A 24,419-nucleotide genomic window follows, 5' to 3' on the forward strand; every position below is an offset into this window, starting at 1 on the left:
CGCCACCGGGCGCGGGCAGCTTCCTCAGAGCTGCGCTTTCAGGTCTCCGAGGCCGGTGCGCAGCCCGGCCAGGGCCGCGTTGTAGAAGCGGGGGCCGTAGGAGACTCGGGCTACGCCGAGATCGCGAAGCGTTGTCAGCGGCAGCTGTTCGCCGGTGTTGCCGTTGATCGGTCCCGGCAGTTCGGCGACGAGCGCGGCGAGATCGTCGTGGCTGCCGACGCCGATGGGGTAGAGGCAGTCGGCTCCGGCCTCGCGGTATAGGAGTCCGCGCCGGATCGTCTCGGCCAGCCGGTCGGCCGCCGCCACCCGGCTCTTGGGCAGGAAGGCATCGATGCGGGCGTTGATGACGATCGGAACCCCGGCATCGGTTGCGGCGGAACGGATTTCCGCGAGCCATTCGGCGTGCGCACCGGGATCGGCCAGCCTGCCCGCACGGTGGTCGGTATCCTCCAGATTGCAGCCGGCCGCGCCGATATCGAGCAGCCGGTCGACCAGTTCGCGCGGGCGCATACCGTATCCGGCCTCGGCGTCCACGGTCACCGGGATCGAGACCGCGCGGGCGATGCGACCGGCGGCGTAGAACATCTCCCGCCAGGGCGCACCCTCGCCGTCGGGGTGGCCGAGCATGGCGGCGATGGCGTTGCTGGCGGTGGCGATCACCGGAAATCCGGCCTCAGCCACCGCCTTCGCGCTCGCGGCGTCCCAGGCGTTGGGCAGTACCAGCATCTCCTTCGTGTGCAGGGCGCGCAGGGTGTCGGCGTGGGTCTTCGGATCGGTCATATATGGATATACCGCCGGGCCGCCCGAAACTCATCGGCCGGATTCGAATGACGCAGGTCTCACAGTGGGGTAGCCGGGGGTTGTGATGGTTTTGGGCTGGTTAGCATCGTTTTCGTATAGATCTCGAGGCGACCCCTAGGACTTTGTGTTGACTACCGACCATCTTGACCGCTGGAACGCTCACGAGGCTTCGGCGGAGGCGATGATCCCGATCATCGGCAAGCTGTATCGCGAGAAGGGGGTGACGATCCTCCTGCACAGCCGGTCGCTGGTGAACAAGTCGGTGATCAGCATTCTGCGCACGCACCGGTTCGCGCGGCAGATCGAGGGCGAGGAGCTCTCGATCGAGGAGACGCTGCCGTTCCTCGAGGTGCTGAGCGCCATGGACCTGGGGCCGAGCAAGATCGATCTGGGCCGGTTGGTCATGGCCTATCGCGCCGACGCGCGCGGACTCGGGGTCGCCGAGTTCGCCGCCGACGTGCTGGCCGATGTGATCGGCGGCAACAAGGCCGAACCGCAGGGCCCGCGCGATGTGGTGCTGTACGGCTTCGGCCGGATCGGGCGTCTGGTCACCCGGCTGCTGGTCGAGAAGACCGGTTCGGGCAACGGCCTGAATCTGCGTGCGGTGGTGGTGCGCCGGGGTAGCGCCGACGATCTGGTGAAGCGCGCCTCGCTGCTGCGCCGGGATTCGGTGCACGGGCAGTTCAACGGCACCATCAAGGTCGACGCCGCGAACGACACCATCATCGCCAACGGCAGCGTCATCAAGTTCATCTACAGCGATGACCCGAAGACCATCGACTACACCGAGTTCGGCATCAATGACGCCATCCTGATCGACAACACCGGCCGCTGGCGTGACCGCGAGGGCCTGGAGCAGCATCTGCGCCCCGGCATCGCCAAGGTCGTGCTCACCGCGCCCGGTAAGGGCGATGTCCCCAATATCGTGCACGGGGTCAACCACCGCGAACAGGATGTGTCGCAACGGATCTTCTCCTGCGCCTCCTGCACCACCAATGCGATCGTGCCGCCGCTCAAGGCGATGGATGACGAATTCGGCATCGTGCGTGGACATGTGGAGACCGTGCACTCGTTCACCAATGACCAGAACCTGCTGGACAACTTCCACAAGGCCGATCGCCGCGGCCGTTCCGCGCCGTTCAACCTGGTGATGACCGAGACCGGCGCGGCCTCCGCGGTGGCCAAGGCCATGCCGGACTTCCAGGCCAAGATCACCGGAAACTCCATTCGCGTTCCCACGCCGGATGTTTCGGTCGCCATCCTGAACCTGCAGCTGAAGCGGGAGACCACCAAGGCCGAGGTGCTGGACTACCTGCGCCAGGTCTCGCTGTCCGGCCCGCTGAGCCGCAACCTCGACTACACCGCCGCCACCGATGTGGTCTCCAGCGATTTCATCGGCTCGCGCGCGGCCTCGATCGTGGATGCCAACGCCGCCATCGTCGACGGTGACACCGCGATCCTCTACCTCTGGTACGACAACGAATTCGGCTACTCCTGCCAGGTGGTGCGCACCGTGCAGTTCATCTCGGGCATCGAGTACCCGACGTATCCGCAACTGGGCGAACAGGATCGGGCGGGCGTGGCCGTCACGAACGGCAGTCGTGCTTGAACGGCAGTTTGGCCGACCAGCGCTGTGAGTTCGGGTCGTACGCCTGGATGTAGGCGTCGTTCCCGGCGGTGCATGCGGCGTGGTAACCGGAGTTCGGATCCCACATCGGACTCTGGTAACCGAACGACGCGCCCTGATAGCCGTCGTGCTGTCCGGCGGTCACGGTGTAGGTCGCGATGTGAGAGTCGTTGTTGCGGTTGACGATAATGGTGACGGTGCCACTGTTGAAGTGATCACCGTTTATCTTGAACTTGCTGCCGCTGTCCGAGGTGACGGTGCAGACGTCACCGTCGCAGTGCCGTCCCTCGGTGTAGTCGGTGAGCCAGATATTCAGTGACGCTTTGCGATTGGCAGCCGCGGCATTGTCGTCCTTGGCCTGCTGCCGGACCGCGGTGGTCACGCAGACCACATCGCCGTTGTACGCCTCGCGCCAGACATAGCCGTTGACACAGGTATTGGGGCCGTACGCCCCGCCACCGGCCCGGCGCGACGCCGCGGCGGCATTGTCCGCCCGCGCCTGATCGCGCACCCCGGGGCTGACGCAGACATGATCGGCGGAGTTGGCCTCCCGCCAGACATAGCCTTCCAGACAGGTGTCGGGGCCGTAATCGCCCTGGGCGTTGGCGATGGTGGTGGTGGCGCCGAAGAGTCCGGCGGCGGAGGTACCCACCACCGCCACGGCGAGCGCGGTACGTGCGGCGGTGCGAGCGAAGGATTTCACGCACCGAGAATGCGGACCGCCACCAATGAACGACCAATGGAAAACTCACCGCCATTCCCGCGCCCGGTCCGGGATGTGATGCCCCTACTTTCGTCGTCTTGCGCCGTGGCAATGCCCTCCGGTGGGACTATTCGCGGAATCTTTTGCCGCACAATAGGTTTCCATTGCCTGAAAGGTCATCCGATGATGAGGAGACGGTGATGATCGGTGCGCGGTACTGGGTGCGGTGGCTGGTGGAGCAGGGTGCGCCGCGGTATGGGATTCGGATGCAGACGCTGCGCGACGATCCGCTGGCGGATTTGATGGGAAGTGTTGCGGGACTGCGGGATCCGTTCCCGCCGATCGAGCGGTTGCGGGAGCGGGGGCGGCTGGTGCCGAGCCCGGTCGCGTGGGGCACAGCTGATTACGAGGTGAGCCGGGGGATTCTGCGGGACGGTGATTGGGGCGTATACGGGATCACCGGGTTCGAGCGCACCGGTGTGGTGCGGCGGATCGCCGATCGGGCCCCGATTCCGCCCAATCCGGTGGAGAAGCCGTCCATGCTGATCAGCGATCCGCCCGAGCACACCCGGCTGCGCAAATCGGTGTCGAAGGCGTTCACGCCCAGGGCGATCGGGCGGCTGCGGGATCGGGTGGAATCGGTGACGGCCGAGCTGCTGGACGCGCTGCCCGCGGACGGATCCGCCGATCTGATCCACGATTTCGCGGCGCACGTGCCGATCGCCATCATCTCCGAGATGCTCGGCTTCCCGGACGAATCCCGGGACACCTTCCTGGCGTGGGGTGATGTGGTGAGCCCGATGCTCGATATCGGAATCTCCTGGCGGCAGTGGCGCAATGCGGTGGTGTCCATGCGCGGTATGGACGGCTATCTGGACGAGCACATCGCTCGGCTGCGCGCCGAACCCCGCGAGGACATTCTGAGCGCGCTGGTGAGCGCGGGCGATCTGACCGACGGCGAACTCAAATCGGCGGCCACGCTGCTGATGGGCGCGGGCTTCGAAACCGCGGTCAATCTCATCGGAAACGGTGTGGTGCACCTGCTTTCGAATCCCGACCAGCTGGAGATCCTGCGCGATGAGCCGGAATTGTGGCCGAACGCGGTGGAGGAGATGCTCAGATTCGAGGCCCCGATTCAGGCGGCCGCGCGACTGGCCCTGTGCGACACCGAGGTTGCCGGGGTCCCGCTGAAGAAGGGCAGCCTGGTGGTGATGTCGCTCGGCGGGGCCAATCGCGATCCGGCCGTGTTCGAGAATCCGAATGCCTTCGATGTCACCCGTTCCAACGCCAAGGATCACCTGTCCTTCTCCAGCGGTGTGCACGCCTGTCTCGGCGCGAGCCTGGCGCGCATGGAGGGTATTCACGCGCTGCGCGCGCTCTTCGAACGATTCCCGGATCTGACCCTCACGGCCGAACCGAGCCGACGGCCGCTGTTCACGCTGCGCGGATATTCCAGCATGCCCGCGCGTTTGGGGCAACGGGCCCGCATCGCCGGCTGAATAGAAAACGGGGCCCGCCACCGCAATTGGTGACGGGCCCCGGGACAGGTGGTGGAGATCAGGACGTCGTGGCCATATCCACGAGCCAATTGTGCAGCCATGCGGTGGCGGTGGCCCCGTTGTTGTCGACCACGTAGCGCGGATACGACTGATGGATGCCGGAGGTGAGGAACTGCTGCACCTGCCGCGTCCACTGCTCGCCCGCCGGATTGTCCGCCGGTGCGGCCATGATGGCCGACCAGCCCGGCAGCAGCGCCTCGGCCAGAATGGACTGCGTGGTCAGCAGGTAATTGCCGATCTGCAGTGGATCCGGCGCGGACAGCTGGGTCATGAATCCGGCGAATCGCCCGGCGAGATCATCGACCGGCACCGAACAGTACAAATCGCCCGCAGCACAGAAGGTTCGCACATTCTGGCTCAGCCAGCCGAACCCGCCGATGCGCGCCCCGCCCGCACCCGTACCCGGTACCGGCGGCCCGATCAGGGCATCGGCGGGGGAGCGGCGCGGATCCGAGATCAGCCCGACCCCGACCACCCGATCGGGGGACACCACGCCGTGTCCGGTGCCGATCTCGGCGGCCAGATCACCCGCCGCGTCCGCGCCCTGGCTGTACCCGATCAGCGCGAAACGCGTTGCGCTGCACCGGGCTGCGACGTCCGCGATCATGGCGCGGGCATTGGTGACGGCCTCGCGTTTGGAGCGCCCGTACACCTCGCCCTCCCACGGCAGCGCGGTGGCGGCATAGCCGACGTAGCTGGTCTTCACATTGCCGGGTAGCCCGCGGGTGACCATGGTCAGCATTCCGGTGGGTTCCGAATCGTCCCGGGTGGTCTCCCAGGTGCCCGGTACGGCAATGACATTCAGATCCGGGCAGCCGGGGGCCGCGGTCGCCTCGGGCGCGCCGCTGAGCAGCACCCCCGTCGCGGTGGCCAGGACCGCGGCCACGGCGGCACAGGCCGTCTTGAAAGTTCGTGTTGTTCCAAAGGACAAGGCGCATCACTCCTTGCTCGGACCGTACGTTGTCGGCAGTTCAGCCCCGCTGAACCCGGGGCGGCAACACTTCGGCATATGCGCTCGCCGCTGCGGGCTGAGATCGGCCGACGATGACGAAGGTCGGCCTGCGGTGGGCGCGCCGGGCCGAACATACCAAGAAACCAGCCAGTCCGGACGGCGCTTGCTGTTTGATTGCCATCACGTCGCAAGATTGACGCTCTGTATTGTCAAATCTCGTCGGCAACCGCTCTACCGGGAGGTTCGATGGAGTCTGCTCGGATGTCGCCGCGTGGCGTGCTCATTGCGGTGGTGACGGCACTGACCCTGGCGATACTCGCCGGGATCGTGGTGTGGGTGATTCGCCAGGACGGTTCGGGCGGCGCGCCCGCCGATGTGGTGGGTTCGCAATCGCTGCCGGTCGATGAATTGCGCACCGGATACTGCGTGGATCAGCTACCACCGATGGCGAATCCCGCGCCACAGTCCAAGGATTCGGTGACCCAGGCGTACACGAGCGCGGACCGGGTCACGGTGGTGCCGTGCCGGGAACCGCATCGCGCCGAGGTCATCCACACCTTCGACGCGTCGATCGCGTGGCCGGGCGCGAGTCTGGTGTCGATTCACGCCGGAACCGATTGCGCGTCCGAGTTCGCGCGCCGCAGCACCCGCGAGCACGCGGATTTGATGACGCTGGCGCTGTATCCCGGCGATGAGCAGACCTACGTCGCTCGGCCCCGCCAGGTGTGTCTGGTGCAGGAGCGTTCGGGCGGGCAGCTCACCGGCCGGGTCTTCGACTAGCGCTCAGGAGATGCCGAGCGCGGTCGCGAACATGGGCCAGGACTTGTGCAGATCCTGCTCCCAGTAATGCCAGGTGTGCGATCCCGCGGCGCGGTATTCGAGCTGCGCCGGAATGCCGAGTTCGGCCAGCCGGTCGGCCAATTGGTGGGTGCAGGTATTGGTGGCGGCTTCGATGAGTCCGCCCAGCACCATCTGATTGGCCTTGGTCATGACCTGTCCGACCGAATACGGCGGCACGATGGCCTCGGCCTCACCGGGCAGGCCGGTGGCGCTGGAGAGGTAGATCGCCTTGCCGCGCAGGCGTTCCGCGTTCAGCACGGCGTCGTGATCGCGCCAGGCCGGATCGCCGTTCTCACCCCACATGTTCTTCGGGCTCGCGCCCGCGCGGGCCAGCACCAGATCGATATAGGTGCGCCCGGCCGAATCGAGGGTGGAGGCGCAACCGCTGAAGGAGCCGACCGCGCGATAGAGATCGGGGGCCGCGCCCGCCATGTACAGCACCGAGGTCGCGGACATCGACACTCCGGCAATCGCATTCACGCCGGAGGCGCCCAGTTGCGCGTCGATGATCGGCGGGAGTTCGCGGGTCAGAAAGGTTTCCCACTTATTGCGGCCGAGCTTGGGGTCGTCGCGCTGCCAATCGGTGTAATACGAGAACGCGCCCACCGAAGGGGTCACCACATTCACGTTCTTCTCGCCGAGGAACTGCACGATATCGGTCTGGTTGTACCAGCTGGCGAGATCCTCGCCGCCGCCCGCGCCATTGAGCAGATACAGGGTGGGGCGCGGTTCGCTCTGATCGAAAGCGGTCAGGATCTGTAGCGGGATAATGCGATCCATGGCCGCGGAATAGACGTAGAAGACCTGCTGGCGTTGTCCGGGCCGGTCGATGTGGTCGATATGGGAGACGTCCGGTTCGGCGTGCGCCACCGCACCCGAGCCCGGTAGGCCCGACAACAAAGACAGGGCGAGAGCGGAAGCGGCGAACAGTACCGCTGATTTACGCGCGAACAAGAACTTCGTCCTCGAAAAAGATTGGCGGATAACGTAATTCCGGATGGTACCCGGACCGTGGCCGGACAGTCGCACCGCACCGGCCACGGACGGGGAGAAATCAGCTGCCCGGAATGACGTTCTTCAGCACGCCGGTCAGAATGTCGGTGACCGAACCGGTCGAGCTGAGCTGACCGTCGGACGAGCCGAGGCCGTTATTGCTCAGGCTGCCCTGCACCGACTCGCCCGGGTTCGCCGCCCGCGCGGTGAAGCACGCGGTCAGGTTCGGGAAGCTGGCGCCGACGCCGACGGTGCCGGCCACGCCGATGCCGCCGCTGGTGATCATCTGGCCCTGCTTGACGCTGGCGGGCACGTTATAGGTGATCTTCATGGTGACCGGGTTGCCGGAATTGACGAACCAGCCGGTGCTGGTCACCTTCCAGCCGCCCGCATTCGGCTCGGGCGTGACGGTTTCTTCCTTCTGGCCGCCGATCGCGTGGTACGCGGTAATCGTGGTCTTGACAGGAGCGGCGAAACCGGTGGGCGGGTAATCGGTAATGGTATTTACGTACGGGTTACCGATACTGGTCGTACCGACCACAATGGTGTACGTGACGGTGGTGCCGACGCCGATCTGTTCCGCGCTGGCCGTCTTGTCGTACACATGTGTGATACCGACGGTGCTGATGTCCTTCTTGGTGTCATGGCTGGTAACCGCGCAGGTGGCGGTATCGGCGGTGGCCACCCCGGTGGTCAGGGCAACGCTCGCACCGGCGATGATCAAGGTGGAGGCCGCAATTCCGGCGGTCAATCGTGAAGTCTGAAGCATGTTTCCTTCCAGCGGCTCCGGCACATCCCGGAACCAATATCCTCATCGATGAGCGGCCCGTCTCGAATTGCCGTGACAGGCCGCCTGAAGGATGAGTAAACCGGACAGCTGGACGCTCGTCCAGGGTTTCTGGAAAACTAGTGAAAATATGTCATGTCACTTCGTTGATCAGTCTTTCGAAAGGCTGAATAAGGCATGAAAAAGACATTATTCAGCGCCGAATGCGCTATTCAGGAAATAAGCGCGCCGCACGGTGGCGGCGCGCACCGGCGGCGGAGCCTGCCGGTCACAGCTTCGGCTCGTACCCGGCCGATCACGCGTCAGCATATAGAACGTGTTCTCGTTTTGCCGCGGGTTTCCGTGGAATCGGTCGTTCGCGCAGGTCAGAGCAGCGTGGCCAGATGCGCGGCTTGCGCCTGCACCGTGGTGAACTCGAACAGGTCGACCATCTCCAGGTGATCGGGGTGCGGGCAACCGGCGCGCAGCTCCTCCAGGAGCTGGACCAGTTGGATCGAGGTGCCGCCCGCGTCGAAGAAGGATTCGGCATCGCTGAAATCGGTGCGGCCCAGCACCTTCGACCAGGCATTGCGCACCGTTTCGGCGGGCGTGGACGCGGCGGCGGCGGTGATCTCGGTGGCGTTGTTGTCCGGCTCGAGCGGTTCCGGCCAGGGCAGACAGGCGTCGTCCAGCTTGCCGTTGACGGTCAGCGGCAGCTGTTCCGTGCGGACGAATCGGGTCGGCCGCATGGCGGCGGGCAGTCGATCGCGTAGGTGCAGGCGCAGTTCCGCATCGGTGACGGTGACGGAGGTGCCGTCATCGCCCGAGCCGCGGGTGGTCGCGACGATGAAGGCGACCAGTTCGGGTGCGTCCGCATCACGGCCATCCAGCCGGACCGCGCATGCCCCGACGCCGTCGTGGGCCGACAGCGCCGCCTCGACCTCGCCCAGTTCGATTCGCACCCCGCGCAATTGGATCTGCTGATCCATCCGGCCCAGGTAGATGAGCGTGCCGTCGGTTTCGCGGCGGGCCAGATCCCCGGAGCGGTAGTGGATCTCGTCGGCGAAGGGCGGCCGCAGGAAGCGCTCGGCGGTCAACCCCGGCTGATTCAGGTAGCCGTTCGAAACGCCGGGCCCGGCGATCAGGATCTCACCGGCCACCCCGTCCGGGACCGGGCGGAGTGCGGTATCGACCAGGGTGATGCGCAGATCGTCCAGGGCGCGGCCGATCACGCTGGGGCGCTGGGACTTCAGATCGCCGGGGGTGACGCGATGCGCGGTGGCGTGCACGGTGGTCTCGGTGATGCCGTACATATTGATCAGTTCGGCGCGGTGCCCGTACCGCTCGACCCAGGGCGCGAGCGTCTCGAATTGCAGTGCCTCACCGCCGAATACGACGGTGCGCACGGCCAGCTCGTCCGCGAGCGCGGGCGTGAGCACGGCGCTCAGCGCGCGGAAGGCCGACGGCGTCTGACTGAGCACGGTGACCCCGCGCTCGGCCAGGAAGACCGCGAAATCGGCGGGTGAGCGCCGAGTCCACTCCGGGACGATCTCCAGCCTGCCGCCGTGCAGCAGTGCGCCGAACATCTCCCAGACAGCGAAATCGAAAGCGTACGAATGGAAGAGCGACCACACGTCATCCGCGCCGAAGTCGATCTCCCTGGCGGTCGCGGTGAACAGCCGCAGCACATTCGCATGGGTGACCACGACACCCTTGGGCGTCCCGGTGGATCCCGAGGTGAAGATGACGTACGCCGGTCGTCCGGCCGCCGGTTGGAAGGGTGCGGGGTTGGCCGCTGCGGCGCGTATGGCCGCGTGGACATCGTGGCAGCGCAGTGCGGCCACGGTGGGTAGGTCGGTCGAGTCGGTCAGCACGTGCAGTGAATCGAACTGCGACACAATGGCTTCCACGCGGTGCGCGGGTGCGGCGGGGTCGATCGGGACGTAGGCGCGACCGGACTTGAGCACCGCCAGAATCGTGGTGATCAGCTCCGGTGAGCGCTGCATGGCGATGCCGGTGAAGTCGCCGGGGAGTTCGGCGTCGATCCATGCCGCCAGGCGGTCGGCCCGGCGATTCAGTTCCGCGTAGGTGAGTGTGACGCCCTCGTAGGAGACCGCGACGGCGTCCGGGGTTCGCCGCGCCTGTTCCTCGAAGGCGTGCGTAATCGTCTGGTGCGCCGGAGGTTCCACCCGGGTACCGGCTTGTTCGCGCAGTTCCGCGAGTTCGCGCGCACCGAGCCAGGGCACCGCGTCGAGCCGCGTGCGTGGTTGTCCGGCGATATGGGTGAGTACCGCGCGCAGCACATCCTGCGGGCGCGAATCCGCTACCCGGGAGCTGGATTGGATGTAGTAGGTGTAGCCCCGGTCGTGCTGTTCCACATTCGCCACGAAGGGGCAGATGAGGCGGGCGCGCGGGAGCGGGATGGGGGTGAATTCGCAGCCAGGGATGCGCAGCGACAGTTTCTGCCGGTAGAAGGTGAAGCTGCTGGACGGGCGGGATACGGCGGCCGCCGGATGGTCGAAGATCTCCCGGGCGTGCGCGCCGAGGCTGATGTCCTCGAACGCGACCAGCGCGTCGATACGTTCCTGTACGCCCGCGCACAGTTCATCGAAGGTCTCGTACTCATCGAGATCGATCGAGAGCGGCAGCGTATTGACGTGATATCCGTACGCCCGCAGCAGCTTTCGATCCCGGCGCCGGTTCGCGAGCGGAAACGCGGTCGTCACGCGGGCGGAGGCGGTGAGGCAGCCGAGCACCAGCAGATGCACCGCCAGGAAGAACGCGACCTTGCCCACCTTCAGCTCCTTGACCGCGGCGTGCACGGCGGCGCTCAGGTCGGGGCCGAGGTCCATGGTCACGTGCTCGCCGGGCAGCTGCCCGTCCCGCTGGCGGTCGCCTTCCCACTCGGGTGTCGAAAGAGTCTCCAGCGCAACGAAATTCGAGCGGAAGTAGGTGACCGCGGCCCGCGCCCGGTCCGGATCCGCGGCCGGTGGCAGCGGTAGCAGCTCCCCGCCCGGTGGAATGAAATCCAGGTCCCCGTAGAGCTTTCCGAGATCGGTGATGAGGTTGTAGAAGGTGAGCGCGTCGGCGACCAGGTGCGAGGCGATGAGCACCACGTAGGTCGAGGTGTCGTCCTGAACCATGCGCGCCGAATACAGCGGCCACCGATCCATCGGGATCGGCCGGTCCAGTTCCGCCGAGATCTCCGCCGTCAATCGTGCTGCGGCGTCACCGGTTCGGCGATCTAGTTCGACCGCGTAGTGGTTGTCCGGATCGTATTCGGCGCTGACCGTCCCATCCCGCTCGACGAAGTACTCGTTGAGCGGGACGGCGCGCGCCGCCATCAATTCCCCCGCCCGGCGCAATCGTTCGGAATCGAGGTCCCCGCGCACCCGGTACAGGAATCCCAGGTTGTACGCGGGGTCGTCCGGGAACAATCGCTGTTGCGAGTACAGGGTGTGCTGGGCGGGGGAGAGCTGGCGGCCGCGCACGGTCATTCGGATACCTCCTGGATCAGCCGAGCAGCGGCTGTAGCGCCGCCGCGACCTGCGGGATCAGGGTGGCGTCGGTGAAAATGGTGTAGTGGTTGCCGGGTACGTCGACCATGCGCACGGCCCCGGTGGCGTGCCCGCGCCAGACGTCCTTGCCAACCTGCCGGATGCGCAGCGTCTCCTGATCGGCCACGAATGCCGTGGTGGCGCGCAGAATCGTCAGCGTGCCACCGTATTTGCGATCCGGGTAATGCCGTTTGATCGAATCGTGGTTCTGTCGCCACAGGTGCGCGAACCGAATGGCATCGTGTTCGGTGAACGCGGCGACCTCCGGGTACTGCCGCATGAGCGCGGGCAGTTCCGCCATCGAGGTCGGGATCTGGTCATCGCTCACTTCGATGCCCGGGAACGCGGTGGTGACCATCTGCACCAGGGCCTTGAAGAATTCGCTGTCGTCGAAGCCGCCGCCGACATAGGCCTCCGGCGGATTCGAATCGAAGATGACCACATCGGCGACTTCCTGGCCCGCCGCCTCCAATTGGATGGCCATCTCGAAGGCGACATTGCCGCCGAAGGAATAGCCGCCGACGCGATACGGACCGTCGGGCTGAACGCGGCGCATCTCGGAGATATTGCGGGCGGCCAACTCTCGCACCGTCAGCTCATCGGTGGCCGGTGCGGCGGTGAAGGCGATGATCGGATGCGTACCGGGCAGATGGGTGGCCAGCGCCTGGTAGCAGAAGTTGGTGCCACCGGCGGGAGGAACCAGGAACAGCGCGGATCCGTCGCCAGGGGTGATGGTGACAACGGCGGGAGCGGCCTGGCCTGGATTCTCGAATACCAGCCGAATGTGCTGCACCAGTTGCTCGATGGTGCGCAGTCGCTCGAATCCTTCGAGCCCCAGCGGGAGTTCGTAGGTGTCGCGCACCGTGCTGACCAGTCGCACCAGGGTCATGGACTGGCCGCCCGAGGCGTAGAAATCCGAATCCGGTTGCAGCGCCGGATCACCCAATAGCTGACGCGCGGTCTCCAGTACGAAGGCGGCCAGCCGATCCGGATCGACGGCCTCTCCGGGTGCGGCGGTCGTTGTGGACGCGACGCTGTCGGAGGTAGCCGGATCCGGGTCGACCCAGTGCGGGGTGGTGTCGAATGGATAGCCGGGCAGGCTGATCTTGCGGCCGCGCGCGGCGGGGAGATCGGTGAGATTCGCGTTGGCCGGGGCCGAATCGCCGCGGTGGCGATCCAGGATTTCCGCCGCTTCGGCGCTGGAATGCGCCGCGAATTCCAGCTTTTCGGCGAAGACGGTGCGGCCTTCGGCCAGCGTATGGGCCAGATCGTCGATACGAATCGACCGCCCGCGCAGGTCGGCGGCGAGTTCTCCGCACAACCGGGTGAGCGCGTTCCGATCGCGTGCCGTCACCGTGATCCGGTAGGCCCGGTCCTCTGGCACGGGTCGTTCGGCGAGTTGCGGCGCGCGGGTGAGGACACAGTGCGCATTGGTCCCGCCCAGGCCGAAGGAGCTCACCGCGGCGGCGCGCAACTCGCGTGCCACCGGCTCGGTGTTGATGTCGTAGGCCGAACGCCCCAGCGGCACATGCGGATTGGCGGCATCGAAGCCGAGCTGCGGCGGCACCGTCTGATTGCTCAGGATCAGGGCGGTTTTGATCACGCCCAGTACGCCCGCCGCCACATCCAGGTGTCCGAGGTTGGCCTTGATGCTGCCGAGCAGGCAGTCCGGCGCGGGTCCACCGGCGGCGGTATGCGCCCGGGACAATGCCCGGAACTCCAGTGGATCACCCAATGCCGTTCCGGTGCCGTGGGTTTCGACATAGCCGATATCGCTCGCTGGGACTCCGGCGTCCGCGAGCGCGGCACCGATCACGGCGGCCTGCCCCGCGATACCGGGCGCGGTGAAGCCCATCTTGTCCGAGCCGTCGTTGTTGATCGCCGAGCCCGCCAGCACGGCGTGGATGCGATCCCCGTCCGCCACCGCGTCCGAAAGTCGTTTGAGCACAATGATTCCGCAGCCATTGCCGCGCACGGTGCCGGAGGCATCCTTGTCGAAGGGGCGGCACTGTCCGTCGCGGGAGTGGATGCCGCCCTCTTCGTAGCGATATCCGGCGGTCTGCGGAGTGACGATGCTGACGCCACCGGCGAGCGCGACATCGCTCTCCCCGGCGCGCAGCGACCGCACCGCCTGGTGAATCGCGACAAGTGAACTGGAGCAGGCGGATTGGACGGTCAGCGCCGGTCCGGTGAGACCGAGTTTGAAGGCCACCCGGGTGGCGATGAAATCCTTGTCATTGCCGATCAGCGTCTGATAGTCCAGGTCTTCGGGCCGGAATTCGCTATTGCGCTGTAGGTTCCGGAGCAGATACGTGCTCATGGTGGTGGCGGCGAACACGCCGATGCGCGGCGTCCGCGCGGGCACCACACCCGCGTCCTCCATGGCTTCCCAGGCGGTCTGCAGGAAGATGCGCTGCTGCGGATCGGTGACCTTGGCCTCGCGCGGGGAGAACCCGAAGAAATCCGCGTCGAAGTCCGCGATCCCCGCGAGCTCGGTGCCGTAGGGGACATGACTCGGGTGCTCGAACCGCGCCCGGGGCACCCCGGCGGCGGTGAGCTCCTCGACGCTGAAGCGCCGAATGGCGGTGGCTCCCGCGATCAGGTTGTCCCACAGGGCGGGAGCGGTGCGTGCCAGCGGTACCCGAATTCCGATACCGATGATGGCGATCGACTGATTATCCGAAGTGTCTGTGTTCATCATTGCCGCGCCGAGGTTACACCCGGCCATAAGGTTAGGCAAACCTAAGTCTCGGGCGGTGAGATGTACCGGCGGCAACCTACTCCGGATATGGGGAAGCCCCGGGGACTAGCCTGCCCCGGGGCCTCGGTGTCCGCCGAATTGCGACACATCGACACGTTTAAGAACGGAATGAGCTTGAAATTGTCCAGCGCTCTGCGATTGAGCTACGGCCCATTGGTGGCTGAGCCGGCGGGAGTTGAACCCGCAACCTCTGGATCCCGGTCCGTTCCTTCGATTCGACGTTCGGCGGAAATGCTGAAACTGGAGCGATAACGTGAGTTTGATGGCGCGGTGCCTCTGCCGATTGGGCTATCCCGCCGCGAGTGGCGGGAGGAGGATTCGAACCCCCACTGTGCCGGTGTGCCAGTCACATTGAACTTCTGATTCAGCTTGCGCTCTTGCGCACCACCGACACTAGCGGGCTACGGCCGGTCAGCCAAACAAATATCCGAAGACCTCCGCACCCGGCTTGCGCTGGGTGATCTCGGCGTTATTGGCCTCCTCGCGCGCGAATTTCACCGCGTGCTGCAGCTTTTCGACGCGCTCGGTGAGATCGTTGACGCGCTTGGCGGGCAGCGCGCCGGAGAACTTGATGGTGCGCCAGTAGCCCACCACCACATCCTCGTGATACACCTCGACCTGCGCCGGATGCTTCTCCGTCGCTTCGGCTTTCACGTGGTTGCGCGGAATCTTCTTGGTGCGCACCGTATTCACCGGCTCGGTGGCGTAGCAGTCGGCCGCGGTGTCGTACTCCCACGATTCGGCCGCGTCCAGCACCGGCAGCTTGCGCACGAAGGTGTGCAGGTCGACCAGCTGCTTCTCCAGGAAGAGCAGATAGGTCACCGGGGCGTCCTTGACCAGGGTGCGGCCGTCCACCACCACATCGGCGGTGGCCGCGCAGTTCGCCCAATCCTTGGTGGCGACGACATCGAAGAGTTTGGTCAGAATCTCCGCCGTGGTCTTGAGCACCTCTTCCGACTTCACCTGCACGCGAGTCGATTCCGGCGGCAGCTGCTCGCCTTCCTCATCCTTGGGGCGGTAGGTCCGCGAGATTCCGCTCAGCAGCGGATTCTTGCCCAGCTGGTGATGTGCCTCGGTGAGTTCGGAAAAGGTTCGGGACTTGATCCCTTTCTCCACGGCGACAATCTGATTCAAACGTGTCATTCGGGCACTGTATCGGCGAAAACCGGGTGCTGCCCAGCTATTTTCGCAGGGCCGCCAGCGCCGCGTCCGCGACTTCCGCTGGGGGCGGGCCGATTTCGACGGTGACGAAGTCCTCATCCGGACCGGGCAGCTCCAAGGTGGCCAGTTGGGAGTCGAGCAGGCCGGGCGGCATGAAGTGCCCGGTGCGCGCGGTCATGCGTGCTTGCAGCTGTTCCCGGGTGCCGGACGGCAGCAGGAAGGTGACCCGGCCTTCCGGGTGCCCGGCGGTAGCCCCGCGCAGGGTGTCCCGATACGAATGTTTGAGGGCCGAGCAGGTGACCACACCGGAACGTCCCGAGGCGATGCGCTCGGACATCCACGCGGCGATGGCCTCCAGCCAGGGTTGCCGGTCGGCGTCGTCGAGCGGATGTCCGGCCGCCATCTTCGCGATATTGGCCGCCGGATGCAGATCGTCACCCTCGAGCAACTCCCAGCCCAGGGTGTCCGCCAGCTTTGCGGCCACGGTCGATTTCCCGGACCCGGACACGCCCATCACGACAACGATGCGCGGGCCGTCGACGGTCATGAATCCTCCTGGGCGAAACGCCGGACTGTCCGGGAATCACCGATCTTGCCACCGGGACGCCGGAAACTGGATTCTTCATAGGTGCTGGAGGTGGTCGTGGCGGGCTGGCGGGCAATACTCGGACTGATCTGCGTCACGATCCTCGGTCCCACGTTATCGGCGTCGCACGCCGCGGCCTACGGCCCGCATCGCGAGGAGTTCACCAATCCCATCCTGGGCGCGGGCGCGGACCCCAGCATCGCCTATTACCAGGGCCGATTCCACCTGGTACAGGGCGATTTCTACAACGGCGACAATATCGTCATCCGCAGTTCGGACACGCTGGGCGGACTGGGCGACGCCGATCCGACGGTGGTGTGGCGGCATCCGGACTGCCCGGCACCCGCCTGCACCAAGATCTGGGCTCCCGAACTACAGCACATCGGCGATCGTTGGTGGATCTACTACGCGGGCCAGGAGAACGACAGCCATCAGTCGCATCGGATGTACGCGCTGCGCTCCGTCGGCGATGATCCCGCCGGTCCGTACGACTACCTCGGCCCGATGGATCTGCCCGGCGGCGTCGCGATCGACGGGGTCTACCTGCCCTATAAGAAACAGGGCTATTTCCTCTGGTCCTGCCTGGACCCGGAAAACGAACTCGTACAGCAGATCTGCGCGATCCGGATGGCGGATCCTTTGACACCCACCGGTGAATCGGTGGTGATCTCGACACCCACCGCCGACTGGGAGACCGTTCCCAATGACGCGAACCTGCTGATCAACGAAGCGCCCCAGCCGCTTTTCGCCCCCGACGGCACCCTGTACGTGACCTTCTCCGCCAACGCCAGTTTCGACGACTCCTATCGACTCGGCCTGCTGCGCCTGGCCGCCGGCGGCGATCCGATGAATCCGGCGGCGTGGACCAAATCCGGCGGACCGATCCTGCCCGGCGGTCCCGGTTCGATCGCGCCCGGGCACAACGGGTTCTTCACCGTCGGTGACCGGCAGTGGATCACCTATCACGCGCGGCTGGATCCCGGCACCGGGTGGGCGGGCCGGAGTGTGCGCGCCCAGCCGATGGCCTTCGCGCCCGACGGCCGTCCGCAATTCGGTATGGCTCTTGGTCCCGATGCCCCCATCGCGGTCGGTGACGAAGCATTAGCATCTGGGAGATGAGCACACGCGGAGCGTTGGGTTCGTTCGGATTGGCCGCCGTCGCGCTGGCCGCGCTGCTGACCGGTTGCGGGGGATCTGATGAGCATTCAGGACATTCCTCGCAGACCTCGCAGTCGATAGCGGCACTACCGCAACAGAATTCGTCCACGGCGGCGACGTCGAGCAGCGCCGCCGATCCGGAGGTGACGATCGGTGAGGTTCCCGGTTATCAGGCCGCGGCGCGCGCCCTGCGGCCGTTCGTGCGGAATCTGCTGACGGGCGATATGGATCAGCTGGTGCGCAAGTGCTGGACCATCGAACCGCAGAACGCGCGAAACATGTACGCCGACAAGGACGGAATCCTCGCGGCTGTCGCGCAGCCCGGGGTGGACGGACAGTTCGCCGCGATCTGGACCGGACCGGCGCTGACCGTCAGCGCCAAGCGCAGTGAGATCGGCTCCGGTTACGCCTGTCCCCGCGTCGCCCCGAACGGCACGGTCAACTCCTTCAATGAGGCCGATGCGCGATATACCGTGCAGCGCTACCTGTCCCGCTGGGTCGGCAAACCGGTCGACGTGAACGATATCGAGGGCAAGTACCCGCTGGTGTGCCCCGGATCGGTGCTGTCGAACAATCCCGGAAGGCTCACCGGCACCACCGGATTCGGTGAGTTCAGCACCCAGCCGACCGGCATCTCCGATGTCGATGTCACTGTGCCGGTGACGAATTCGTCCGGGGTCACCCAGCCGATGCTGTTCAAGACCACCATCGGCCCGGAGGGGTACTGCATCAACGATCTGAGCTGATCACGCCTCGCGCGACAGTCGGGTCAATTCGACCGTCGCCGAACGCAGTTCACCGATCGTATCGATGGGCGCGACATAGCCGACCCGGGTCACCGCGATGCCGCGCGGGGTGGTGACGCGCAGATCGAGGCCGTAGCGGTCGGCGCGTTCGCAGACCGCGGCCGTGGCATCGGGATAGCCGCCGCGCGCCCTGGCCATATCCAGCAGCGCGTCCGCGTGATCGTCATTGAGGTGCGTGATGGCCCGACCGGCAACGGACACAATCGGATCGGGGCGCGCGGCGGCGTAGTCCGCGCTGCTCGCGGAATCCATCCGGCCGTAACCGCCGACCCAGCGCACCCGCTCCACCCGCAGCACCCACACGGTGAAATCGCTGAAATCGATGTAGTACTTGGCCGAGGGCACGGCGGCCAGATGCGCTTCGCGCGCGGCGGCGGCCTCCTCGCCCGTCGGCTGTTCGACCCGGCCCGCCAGCGTCACCCGGGAACCCGCCAGCGGATCGGACGGCAAATCCGGGGTGACGATCGACAGACTGGCGCGGGGATCACCGGCGAGATTGCGCCCGTGCTCGGCCAATCGCGATACGCACAGCACCGGCTGACCGTCGAGCAGCCCATAGGTGACGAAGGACGCCCACGGCCCGCCATCGGTGCTCAGCGACGCCAGGGTGGCGGTATTCGTCGCCGCCACAACGCTTCTGGTCTCCTCGGCGGGAGTCGGCCGCTGCTCGTTGACGACCGCGGTCAGGGGCGGGGGAGTGGAGGGGGCGTCACCGGGATCGCCGTGGTCGAGAGGCACGCTCACAGGCTACGCGCCACCCGCCGCGGATTCTTACCTCGCTTTGACGTTTGTTTGAAAAGCCTTTGCGGGAGCCCACGCACGATTACCTCGGTCGCCCGGAAACACCGGGTGAGAGTGCGGAGGGAGCCCGGTATGCGTGCCGGAGTGCGATCGATAATGGGGTTCGGACTGGCAGCGGCCGTACTGGCCGGACTGGTCACCGGCTGCGGGGATTCGAAGGATCAGGCCGCGGCCACGCCGTGGTGCCCGACCGTCGAGGGCTACGCGGTGGATTGCGGTGTGGTGCAACGCCCTCTGGTCGAGGGCAAGCCCGACCTGGGCACCATCGATATCGGGTACGCCCGCATCAAGCACAGTGAAGGCGGTGCGGCGGCGGGCACCATCCTGCCCAACCCGGGCGGGCCGGGCGTGCCGATGATCGGGCATGCCGGGGACGCGTCCAAGGTGGCGGCCGGACTGCTGAATCAGTACGACGTGCTGCTGATCGACCCGCGCGGAACCGGGGTCTCCAACCCGGTGAAATGCGGTGTCAGCGAGGACGAATACCAGCTGGGCACCCGCGAACAGCAACGCCAGGCGGTCGCGCGCTGTGCCCAGGAGCTCGGCCCGAAGGCGGAGGGCTATACCTCGGCCGCGACCGTCGACGACTTCGACGCGGTCCGTGCGCAGCTCGGCATCGACAAGGTGATTCCGTACGGCATCTCCTACGGCACGTACCTGCTGCCGATCTACGCCCAGCGGCATCCCGAGCATGTGCAGTCGATGGTGCTCTCGGGTGCGTACCCGCATGACACCGATTCGATGCAGCGGCCCAATGCCCAAGCGGTTTCCCTTGCACTGCAACGCATCTGCGAGCGCAGCAGGGTGTGCGACGGCAATACCGCCGTCAACGACCTGACCGCCGTGGCCGCTCGCCTGCGGGACAAGCCGCTCACCGTTCAGGGCAAGGGCGTCATCCAGCTCGACGAGGCCAAGCTCGCCAGCCTGGTGTTCGAATCCGCCACCAGCAATATCGGCGCGGACCCGCAGGCCATGACCCCGCTGGGCATGCTGCCCGCCGCCCTGCACGCGGCCGTGCGCGGCGATGACGCCGGCCTCATCGAATTCACCAAACAGACCACGGCCGAGGACGGATACGAGAACATCGGGCTCTATATCACCGTGGCCTGCAACGACTACGCACCACTGTGGTCCCGGGATGCCGCGCTGCCGCAGCGTGAACAGCAGTATCGCGACGCCCTCGCCCAGGCGGGTACCCCCGGCGCGTTCGGCGCGTTCAGCCCGCAGGGCTTCGCCGCCGGCCAGCGTGACGGCGGTGACGCGTGCATCAACTGGCCCGGTATCAAGGATCACCAGCGCCCCGATCAGGTGCGCACCGCACTGCCGAATGTGCCCGTACTGGTCATCTCCGGTGATCTCGACGCCATCACCCCGGACGCCAATGGCAAGCTCGTCGCCGCCAAGTTCGCCGACGCCACCTTCATCTCGGTGCCGAACACCGGACACGTCCCGGACCTGGAGCCCAGCGGTTGCGTGGTCGGCGTGATCGGCGACTTCGTCCGCAACGGCAAGACCGGTGACACCGCCTGCATCGCCGCGGTCCCGCCCATCGCCGTGGCCCCGGTCACGAACTGACAGGCCGGAATCCATGACCGCGACCACCGCCGACCAGACTGAGCCGATGACTAGCGCGACAGTGCTCGTGGTCGAGGACGATCCGAATGTACGCAGCACCCTGGACCAGCTCCTGCGGTTCGAGGGCTACCGGGTGCTGCTCGCCGACGACGGCCTGACCGCGCTCGCGACGCTGGAGGCCGATCGTCCCGATCTGGCGGTGGTGGATGTGGCGATGCCCCGCATGGACGGACTCTCACTGTGCCGGGCACTGCGCCGCAAGGGCGACCGGCTGCCGATCCTGGTGCTCACCGCGCGGCACCAGGTCGGCGACCGGGTCGCGGGCCTGGACGCCGGAGCCGACGACTATCTGGCCAAACCGTTCGATACCGAGGAACTGCTGGCCCGGCTGCGGGCGCTGCTGCGCCGCAGCGCACCCGATGAGCCCGCGTCCGCACTGCTCACCGCCGGGGATCTGACCCTGGATCCCGCGACGCGCGAAGTTCACCGGGGCGCAAGACTTCTCGATCTGACCCGCACCGAATTCGATGTGCTGGAACTACTGCTGCGCAATCAGCGGGTGGTGCTCTCGCGCGGCCAGATCTACGAGCACATCTGGGGTTTCGACTTCGACACCGAATCCCGTTCGCTGGATGTGTATATCGGCTATCTGCGCCGCAAGACCGAAGAGGGCGGCGAGCCCCGGCTCATCCAGACCGTCCGCAATGTCGGCTACACCGTCAAGACCGCGTGATGTTGCGGGCTCGGCTCACCCTGGTGGCGGTCATCGTGACGGTGGCCGCCATTCTGACCACCCTGGTCATGGCGTATCGCAGTGTGTCGCCGCTGGTCGCGGCGCAGGTCGATCGCGGACTCGCCGATCGGGCGGATGTGGTGCTGGCGCTGCTGGATTCGGGCGCGGAACTGCCGGAGCGACCGGATATGACCGAACAGCTGCTGCTCGCGGACGGCACCGTCGTACCGCTCACCCCCGGGCGGAATCCGCTGCCGGTCAACGACTTCGATCGAGAGATCGCCCGCGCGGGCAAGGGCAGCAATGAGACCAACGTCGATATCGGCGATACCACCTACGGGGTGCTCACCCACGGCCGAGCCGGTGGCGGTGCGGTCATGGTGGGCCAGAACTACGACGAGGTCACCCGCGTCGACAATGAGTTCCTGTGGAGCACAGCCTCTCTCACGGTGCTCGCGGTGGTGGCGGCGGCGCTGATCAGCTGGCTGGCCATCGGCCGCATACTGCGACCGATGCGCCGCCTCGCCGATGCGACGCAACGGATCACGACCACCCGGGATCTGTCCACCGTGCTCCCGGACGCGGGCCGCGATGAGGTCGGTGAGCTCACCAGGAACTTCAACTCCATGCTCGCCGCGCTGCGCGTCTCGCGCGCACAGCAGCAGCGGCTGGTCGAGGACGCCAGTCATGAACTGCGCACACCATTGACATCGGTGCGCGGCAGCGCCGAACTGCTCCAGCGCGCCCGCGGCCGACTCGGTCCCGACGATGAGGCCAAGGTGCTCACCACCCTGGTCCAGGAGGCCAAGGCGCTGGACGCCCTCATCGCCGAACTCGTGGAACTGGCCACCGATCAGCACACCGCCGAACCCGCGACCGAGGTGAATCTCGCCGAACTCGCCGAGGATTGCGTGCAGCGCTTCCGTCGCCGCACCGGGCGCACCATCACCGTGCGGCTGGACGACCCGGCCACGGTGACCGCGGGACCGCACGCCCTGGCCCGCTGCGTCGACAATCTGCTCGATAACGCCACCAAGTACAGCCCGCCCGACACCGATGTCGAACTGGTGATTCACCGGGCCCGGCTGAGTGTGCGCGATCACGGTCCCGGCATCGATCCGGCCGCCCAGCGCGCGGTGTTCGATCGCTTCTACCGGGCCGACCGCACCCGGGCCACCCCCGGCTCCGGCCTGGGCCTGGCCATCGTGCACGACATCGTCACCGCGCACGGCGGCAGCGTCTTCGCGGCCGACAACCCCGGCGGCGGAGCGGAAGTCGGCTTCGAGCTGCCCGCGCGCGGCTGACCCGCGGCGCGGTCGCCCGTAGCCGCGCTGAGCGGCGAATTCGGCGTGCGGTAGAAAAGATCAGGCGTTCCGGAGTTTCGGGGTGCCGCCGACGAACCCGGTTCGTGCGGCCACGCAACTACATCTGTCGAATGGAGAGAGGCTGTTTCATGGCGACCTCTACAGCGCGCGCCCAGATCGGCGTCACCGGACTCGCGGTCATGGGTAGCAATATCGCCCGCAACTTCGCACGCAACGGCTACACGGTCGCTCTGCACAACCGCAGCATCGGCAAGACCGACGCCCTGCTCGAGGCACACGGCGGCGACGGCGATTTCGTGCGCACCGAGACCGTCGAGGAATTCGTCGCCGCCCTGGAGAAGCCGCGCCGCGTGCTGATCATGGTCAAGGCCGGCGATCCCACCGATGCCGTCATCGAGGAACTGGCCGCGGCCATGGAGCCCGGCGACATCATCATCGACGGCGGTAACGCGCTGTACACCGACACCATTCGGCGCGAGGCGGCCATGGCCGCGCGCGGGCTGAACTTCGTCGGCGCGGGCATCTCCGGTGGTGAGGAGGGCGCGCTCAACGGTCCGGCCATCATGCCCGGCGGGCCCAAGGAATCCTACGAATCGCTCGGCCCGATGCTGGAATCCATTGCGGCACAGGTCGATGGCACGCCGTGCTGCACGCACATCGGACCGGACGGCTCCGGCCACTTCGTCAAGATGGTGCACAACGGCATCGAATACGCCGATATGCAGCTCATCGGCGAGGCCTACAACCTGTTCCGCGATGCGCTCGGCTTCGACGCCAAGCAGATCGCGGATGTGTTCACCGACTGGAACTCCGGTGAACTGGAGAGCTACCTGGTCGAGATCACCGCCGAGGTGCTCAATCAGGTCGACGCCAAGACCGGTAAGCCGCTGGTCGATGTGATCGTCGATGCCGCCGAGCAGAAGGGCACCGGCCGCTGGACGGTCAAGTCCGCACTGGATCTCGGTGTGCCCGTAACCGGTATCGCCGAGGCGGTTTTCGCCCGCGCGCTGTCCGGCTCGCGCGCCCAGCGCAAGGCCGCCGTCGGCCTGGCCTCGGGTCAGCTCGCCGAAAAGCCCACGGACGTAGCCGAATTCACCGAGGCGATCCGGCAGGCGCTGTACGCCTCCAAGATCGTGGCGTACGCGCAGGGCTTCGATCAGATCGAAGCCGGTAGCGCCGAATACAATTGGGATCTGCACCCCGGCGATCTGGCCACCATCTGGCGCGGCGGCTGCATCATCCGCGCCCGCTTCCTGAACCGCATCAAGGAGGCGTACGACGAGAACCCGGCGCTGCCGAGCCTGATCCTGGCCCCGTACTTCCGCGAGGCCATCGAGACGGCCATCGACAGCTGGCGGCGCGTGGTCGCCACCGCGACCCTGCTCGGCATTCCGGTCCCGGCGTTCGCGTCCTCGCTGTCGTACTACGACGCGCTGCGCGCCGAGCGCCTCCCGGCCGCGCTGACCCAGGGTCAGCGTGACTTCTTCGGTGCGCACACCTACGAGCGCATCGACGGCCCCGGCAAGTTCCACACGCTGTGGAGCGGCGACCGGAGTGAAATCGAGGCGTAGAAGCACGTCCCCGCTCCACGCGTAGCGCATAGGCGCGGTCACGAAAGCTGTGACCGCGCCTTCGTCATCCCGGCGCGCGGTTTGGCCGGGGGCACACCCCGGGTGAAAAAATACCGCCCAAAAAAAGGCCGGCTGACGCAAGCG

The 24,419-nt window shown here is 66.5% G+C and carries 19 protein-coding genes; 9 read left to right on the top strand and 10 right to left on the bottom strand.

The window, feature by feature from the left end; genetic code table 11:
* Nucleotides 1–24: 24 nt before the first annotated feature.
* Nucleotides 25–780, bottom strand: a complete 756-nt coding sequence (locus ACFVUS_RS37850) for an isocitrate lyase/phosphoenolpyruvate mutase family protein (RefSeq protein ID WP_387778086.1) — start codon at nt 778–780, stop codon at nt 25–27.
* Between the two features lie 148 nt (nt 781–928).
* On the opposite strand from ACFVUS_RS37850, the gene ACFVUS_RS37855 reads away from it, so the two are divergent.
* Complete coding sequence (locus ACFVUS_RS37855) at nt 929–2,410, top strand: glyceraldehyde-3-phosphate dehydrogenase (RefSeq protein WP_387778089.1); 1,482 nt, start codon at nt 929–931, stop codon at nt 2,408–2,410.
* Here ACFVUS_RS37855 and ACFVUS_RS37860 read toward each other — a convergent pair.
* Nucleotides 2,388–3,131, bottom strand: a complete 744-nt coding sequence (locus tag ACFVUS_RS37860; protein ID WP_387778092.1) for a hypothetical protein — start codon at nt 3,129–3,131, stop codon at nt 2,388–2,390. The genes ACFVUS_RS37855 and ACFVUS_RS37860 overlap by 23 nt on opposite strands.
* A 200-nt stretch (nt 3,132–3,331) precedes the next feature.
* Between ACFVUS_RS37860 and ACFVUS_RS37865 the strand changes: the two genes are divergently transcribed.
* Nucleotides 3,332–4,630 (top strand): cytochrome P450, encoded by a 1,299-nt coding sequence (locus ACFVUS_RS37865; protein WP_387778095.1) that lies wholly within the window; start codon nt 3,332–3,334, stop codon nt 4,628–4,630.
* A 58-nt stretch (nt 4,631–4,688) separates the two neighbouring features.
* Here ACFVUS_RS37865 and ACFVUS_RS37870 read toward each other — a convergent pair whose 3' ends face one another.
* Nucleotides 4,689–5,621, bottom strand: a complete 933-nt coding sequence (locus ACFVUS_RS37870) for a cutinase family protein (RefSeq protein ID WP_387778098.1) — start codon at nt 5,619–5,621, stop codon at nt 4,689–4,691.
* Nucleotides 5,622–5,888: 267 nt separating this feature from the next.
* On the opposite strand from ACFVUS_RS37870, the gene ACFVUS_RS37875 reads away from it, so the two are divergent.
* On the top strand, nt 5,889–6,422 hold the full coding sequence (locus ACFVUS_RS37875; protein ID WP_387778101.1) for a hypothetical protein: 534 nt from the start codon (nt 5,889–5,891) through the stop codon (nt 6,420–6,422).
* A 3-nt stretch (nt 6,423–6,425) separates the two neighbouring features.
* Here ACFVUS_RS37875 and ACFVUS_RS37880 read toward each other — a convergent pair whose 3' ends face one another.
* From ACFVUS_RS37880 to ACFVUS_RS37905, 6 genes are all read right to left on the bottom strand, one after another.
* The gene (locus ACFVUS_RS37880; protein WP_387778104.1) at nt 6,426–7,436 is read right to left on the bottom strand and encodes an alpha/beta hydrolase; all 1,011 of its coding nucleotides are present in this window, start codon (nt 7,434–7,436) and stop codon (nt 6,426–6,428) included.
* Between the two features lie 100 nt (nt 7,437–7,536).
* A complete protein-coding gene (locus ACFVUS_RS37885; protein ID WP_387778107.1) occupies nt 7,537–8,226 on the bottom strand; it encodes a hypothetical protein in 690 nt (229 codons plus the stop codon).
* 401 nt (nt 8,227–8,627) lie between these two features.
* Nucleotides 8,628–11,738 carry an amino acid adenylation domain-containing protein gene (locus ACFVUS_RS37890; protein ID WP_387778110.1) on the bottom strand — a complete coding sequence of 1,037 codons (3,111 nt, stop codon included), beginning with the start codon at nt 11,736–11,738 and terminating at the stop codon, nt 8,628–8,630.
* Nucleotides 11,739–11,754: 16 nt separating this feature from the next.
* Nucleotides 11,755–14,496, bottom strand: a complete 2,742-nt coding sequence (locus ACFVUS_RS37895; protein ID WP_387778112.1) for a beta-ketoacyl synthase N-terminal-like domain-containing protein — start codon at nt 14,494–14,496, stop codon at nt 11,755–11,757.
* 474 nt (nt 14,497–14,970) lie between these two features.
* The gene (locus ACFVUS_RS37900) at nt 14,971–15,702 is read right to left on the bottom strand and encodes a hypothetical protein (RefSeq protein WP_387778115.1); all 732 of its coding nucleotides are present in this window, start codon (nt 15,700–15,702) and stop codon (nt 14,971–14,973) included.
* A gap of 37 nt (nt 15,703–15,739) precedes the next feature.
* Entirely contained in the window at nt 15,740–16,267 is a 528-nt protein-coding gene (locus ACFVUS_RS37905) for a gluconokinase (protein ID WP_387778118.1), read from the bottom strand.
* Nucleotides 16,268–16,348: 81 nt separating this feature from the next.
* On the opposite strand from ACFVUS_RS37905, the gene ACFVUS_RS37910 reads away from it, so the two are divergent.
* Together ACFVUS_RS37910 and ACFVUS_RS37915 are read left to right on the top strand one after the other, a co-directional pair.
* Complete coding sequence (locus ACFVUS_RS37910; protein WP_387778121.1) at nt 16,349–17,425, top strand: family 43 glycosylhydrolase; 1,077 nt, start codon at nt 16,349–16,351, stop codon at nt 17,423–17,425.
* Nucleotides 17,422–18,210: a hypothetical protein gene (locus tag ACFVUS_RS37915; protein WP_387778124.1), complete on the top strand. Its 789-nt coding sequence runs from the start codon at nt 17,422–17,424 to the stop codon at nt 18,208–18,210. Before ACFVUS_RS37910 ends, ACFVUS_RS37915 begins: the two co-directional genes overlap by 4 nt.
* On the opposite strand, the gene ACFVUS_RS37920 is transcribed toward ACFVUS_RS37915, so the two are convergent.
* A complete protein-coding gene (locus ACFVUS_RS37920) occupies nt 18,211–19,008 on the bottom strand; it encodes a HugZ family protein (protein WP_387778127.1) in 798 nt (265 codons plus the stop codon).
* 135 nt (nt 19,009–19,143) lie between these two features.
* Between ACFVUS_RS37920 and ACFVUS_RS37925 the strand changes: the two genes are divergently transcribed.
* The 4 genes from ACFVUS_RS37925 to gndA all read left to right on the top strand — a co-directional run bounded on the left by ACFVUS_RS37925 (nt 19,144) and on the right by gndA (nt 24,275).
* Nucleotides 19,144–20,646, top strand: a complete 1,503-nt coding sequence (locus ACFVUS_RS37925) for an alpha/beta fold hydrolase (RefSeq protein ID WP_387778130.1) — start codon at nt 19,144–19,146, stop codon at nt 20,644–20,646.
* 46 nt (nt 20,647–20,692) lie between these two features.
* On the top strand, nt 20,693–21,379 hold the full coding sequence (locus ACFVUS_RS37930; RefSeq protein WP_387778133.1) for a response regulator transcription factor: 687 nt from the start codon (nt 20,693–20,695) through the stop codon (nt 21,377–21,379).
* Nucleotides 21,379–22,683: an ATP-binding protein gene (locus tag ACFVUS_RS37935; RefSeq protein WP_387778597.1), complete on the top strand. Its 1,305-nt coding sequence runs from the start codon at nt 21,379–21,381 to the stop codon at nt 22,681–22,683. Before ACFVUS_RS37930 ends, ACFVUS_RS37935 begins: the two co-directional genes overlap by 1 nt.
* Nucleotides 22,684–22,832: 149 nt before the next feature.
* Nucleotides 22,833–24,275 (top strand): NADP-dependent phosphogluconate dehydrogenase, encoded by a 1,443-nt coding sequence (gndA, locus tag ACFVUS_RS37940; RefSeq protein WP_387778136.1) that lies wholly within the window; start codon nt 22,833–22,835, stop codon nt 24,273–24,275.
* The last annotated feature ends 144 nt before the right edge of the window (nt 24,276–24,419 follow it).

This window comes from Nocardia sp. NPDC058058, from assembly GCF_042885355.1.
In the GTDB taxonomy this organism is placed as follows: Bacteria; Actinomycetota; Actinomycetes; order Mycobacteriales; family Mycobacteriaceae; genus Nocardia.

Excerpts from the sequence above, each read along its gene's own strand:
- ACFVUS_RS37850 (WP_387778086.1), bottom strand. The coding sequence starts at position 780 with ATGACCGATCCGAAGACCCACGCCGACACCCTGCGCGCCCTGCACACG.
- ACFVUS_RS37865 (WP_387778095.1), top strand. The coding sequence starts at position 3,332 with ATGATCGGTGCGCGGTACTGGGTGCGGTGGCTGGTGGAGCAGGGTGCG.
- ACFVUS_RS37875 (WP_387778101.1), top strand. The coding sequence starts at position 5,889 with ATGGAGTCTGCTCGGATGTCGCCGCGTGGCGTGCTCATTGCGGTGGTG.
- ACFVUS_RS37890 (WP_387778110.1), bottom strand. The coding sequence starts at position 11,738 with ATGACCGTGCGCGGCCGCCAGCTCTCCCCCGCCCAGCACACCCTGTAC.
- ACFVUS_RS37895 (WP_387778112.1), bottom strand. The coding sequence starts at position 14,496 with ATGAACACAGACACTTCGGATAATCAGTCGATCGCCATCATCGGTATC.
- ACFVUS_RS37900 (WP_387778115.1), bottom strand. The coding sequence starts at position 15,702 with ATGACACGTTTGAATCAGATTGTCGCCGTGGAGAAAGGGATCAAGTCC.
- ACFVUS_RS37905 (WP_387778118.1), bottom strand. The coding sequence starts at position 16,267 with ATGACCGTCGACGGCCCGCGCATCGTTGTCGTGATGGGCGTGTCCGGG.
- ACFVUS_RS37915 (WP_387778124.1), top strand. The coding sequence starts at position 17,422 with ATGAGCACACGCGGAGCGTTGGGTTCGTTCGGATTGGCCGCCGTCGCG.
- ACFVUS_RS37925 (WP_387778130.1), top strand. The coding sequence starts at position 19,144 with ATGCGTGCCGGAGTGCGATCGATAATGGGGTTCGGACTGGCAGCGGCC.
- ACFVUS_RS37930 (WP_387778133.1), top strand. The coding sequence starts at position 20,693 with ATGACTAGCGCGACAGTGCTCGTGGTCGAGGACGATCCGAATGTACGC.
- ACFVUS_RS37935 (WP_387778597.1), top strand. The coding sequence starts at position 21,379 with ATGTTGCGGGCTCGGCTCACCCTGGTGGCGGTCATCGTGACGGTGGCC.
- gndA (WP_387778136.1), top strand. The coding sequence starts at position 22,833 with ATGGCGACCTCTACAGCGCGCGCCCAGATCGGCGTCACCGGACTCGCG.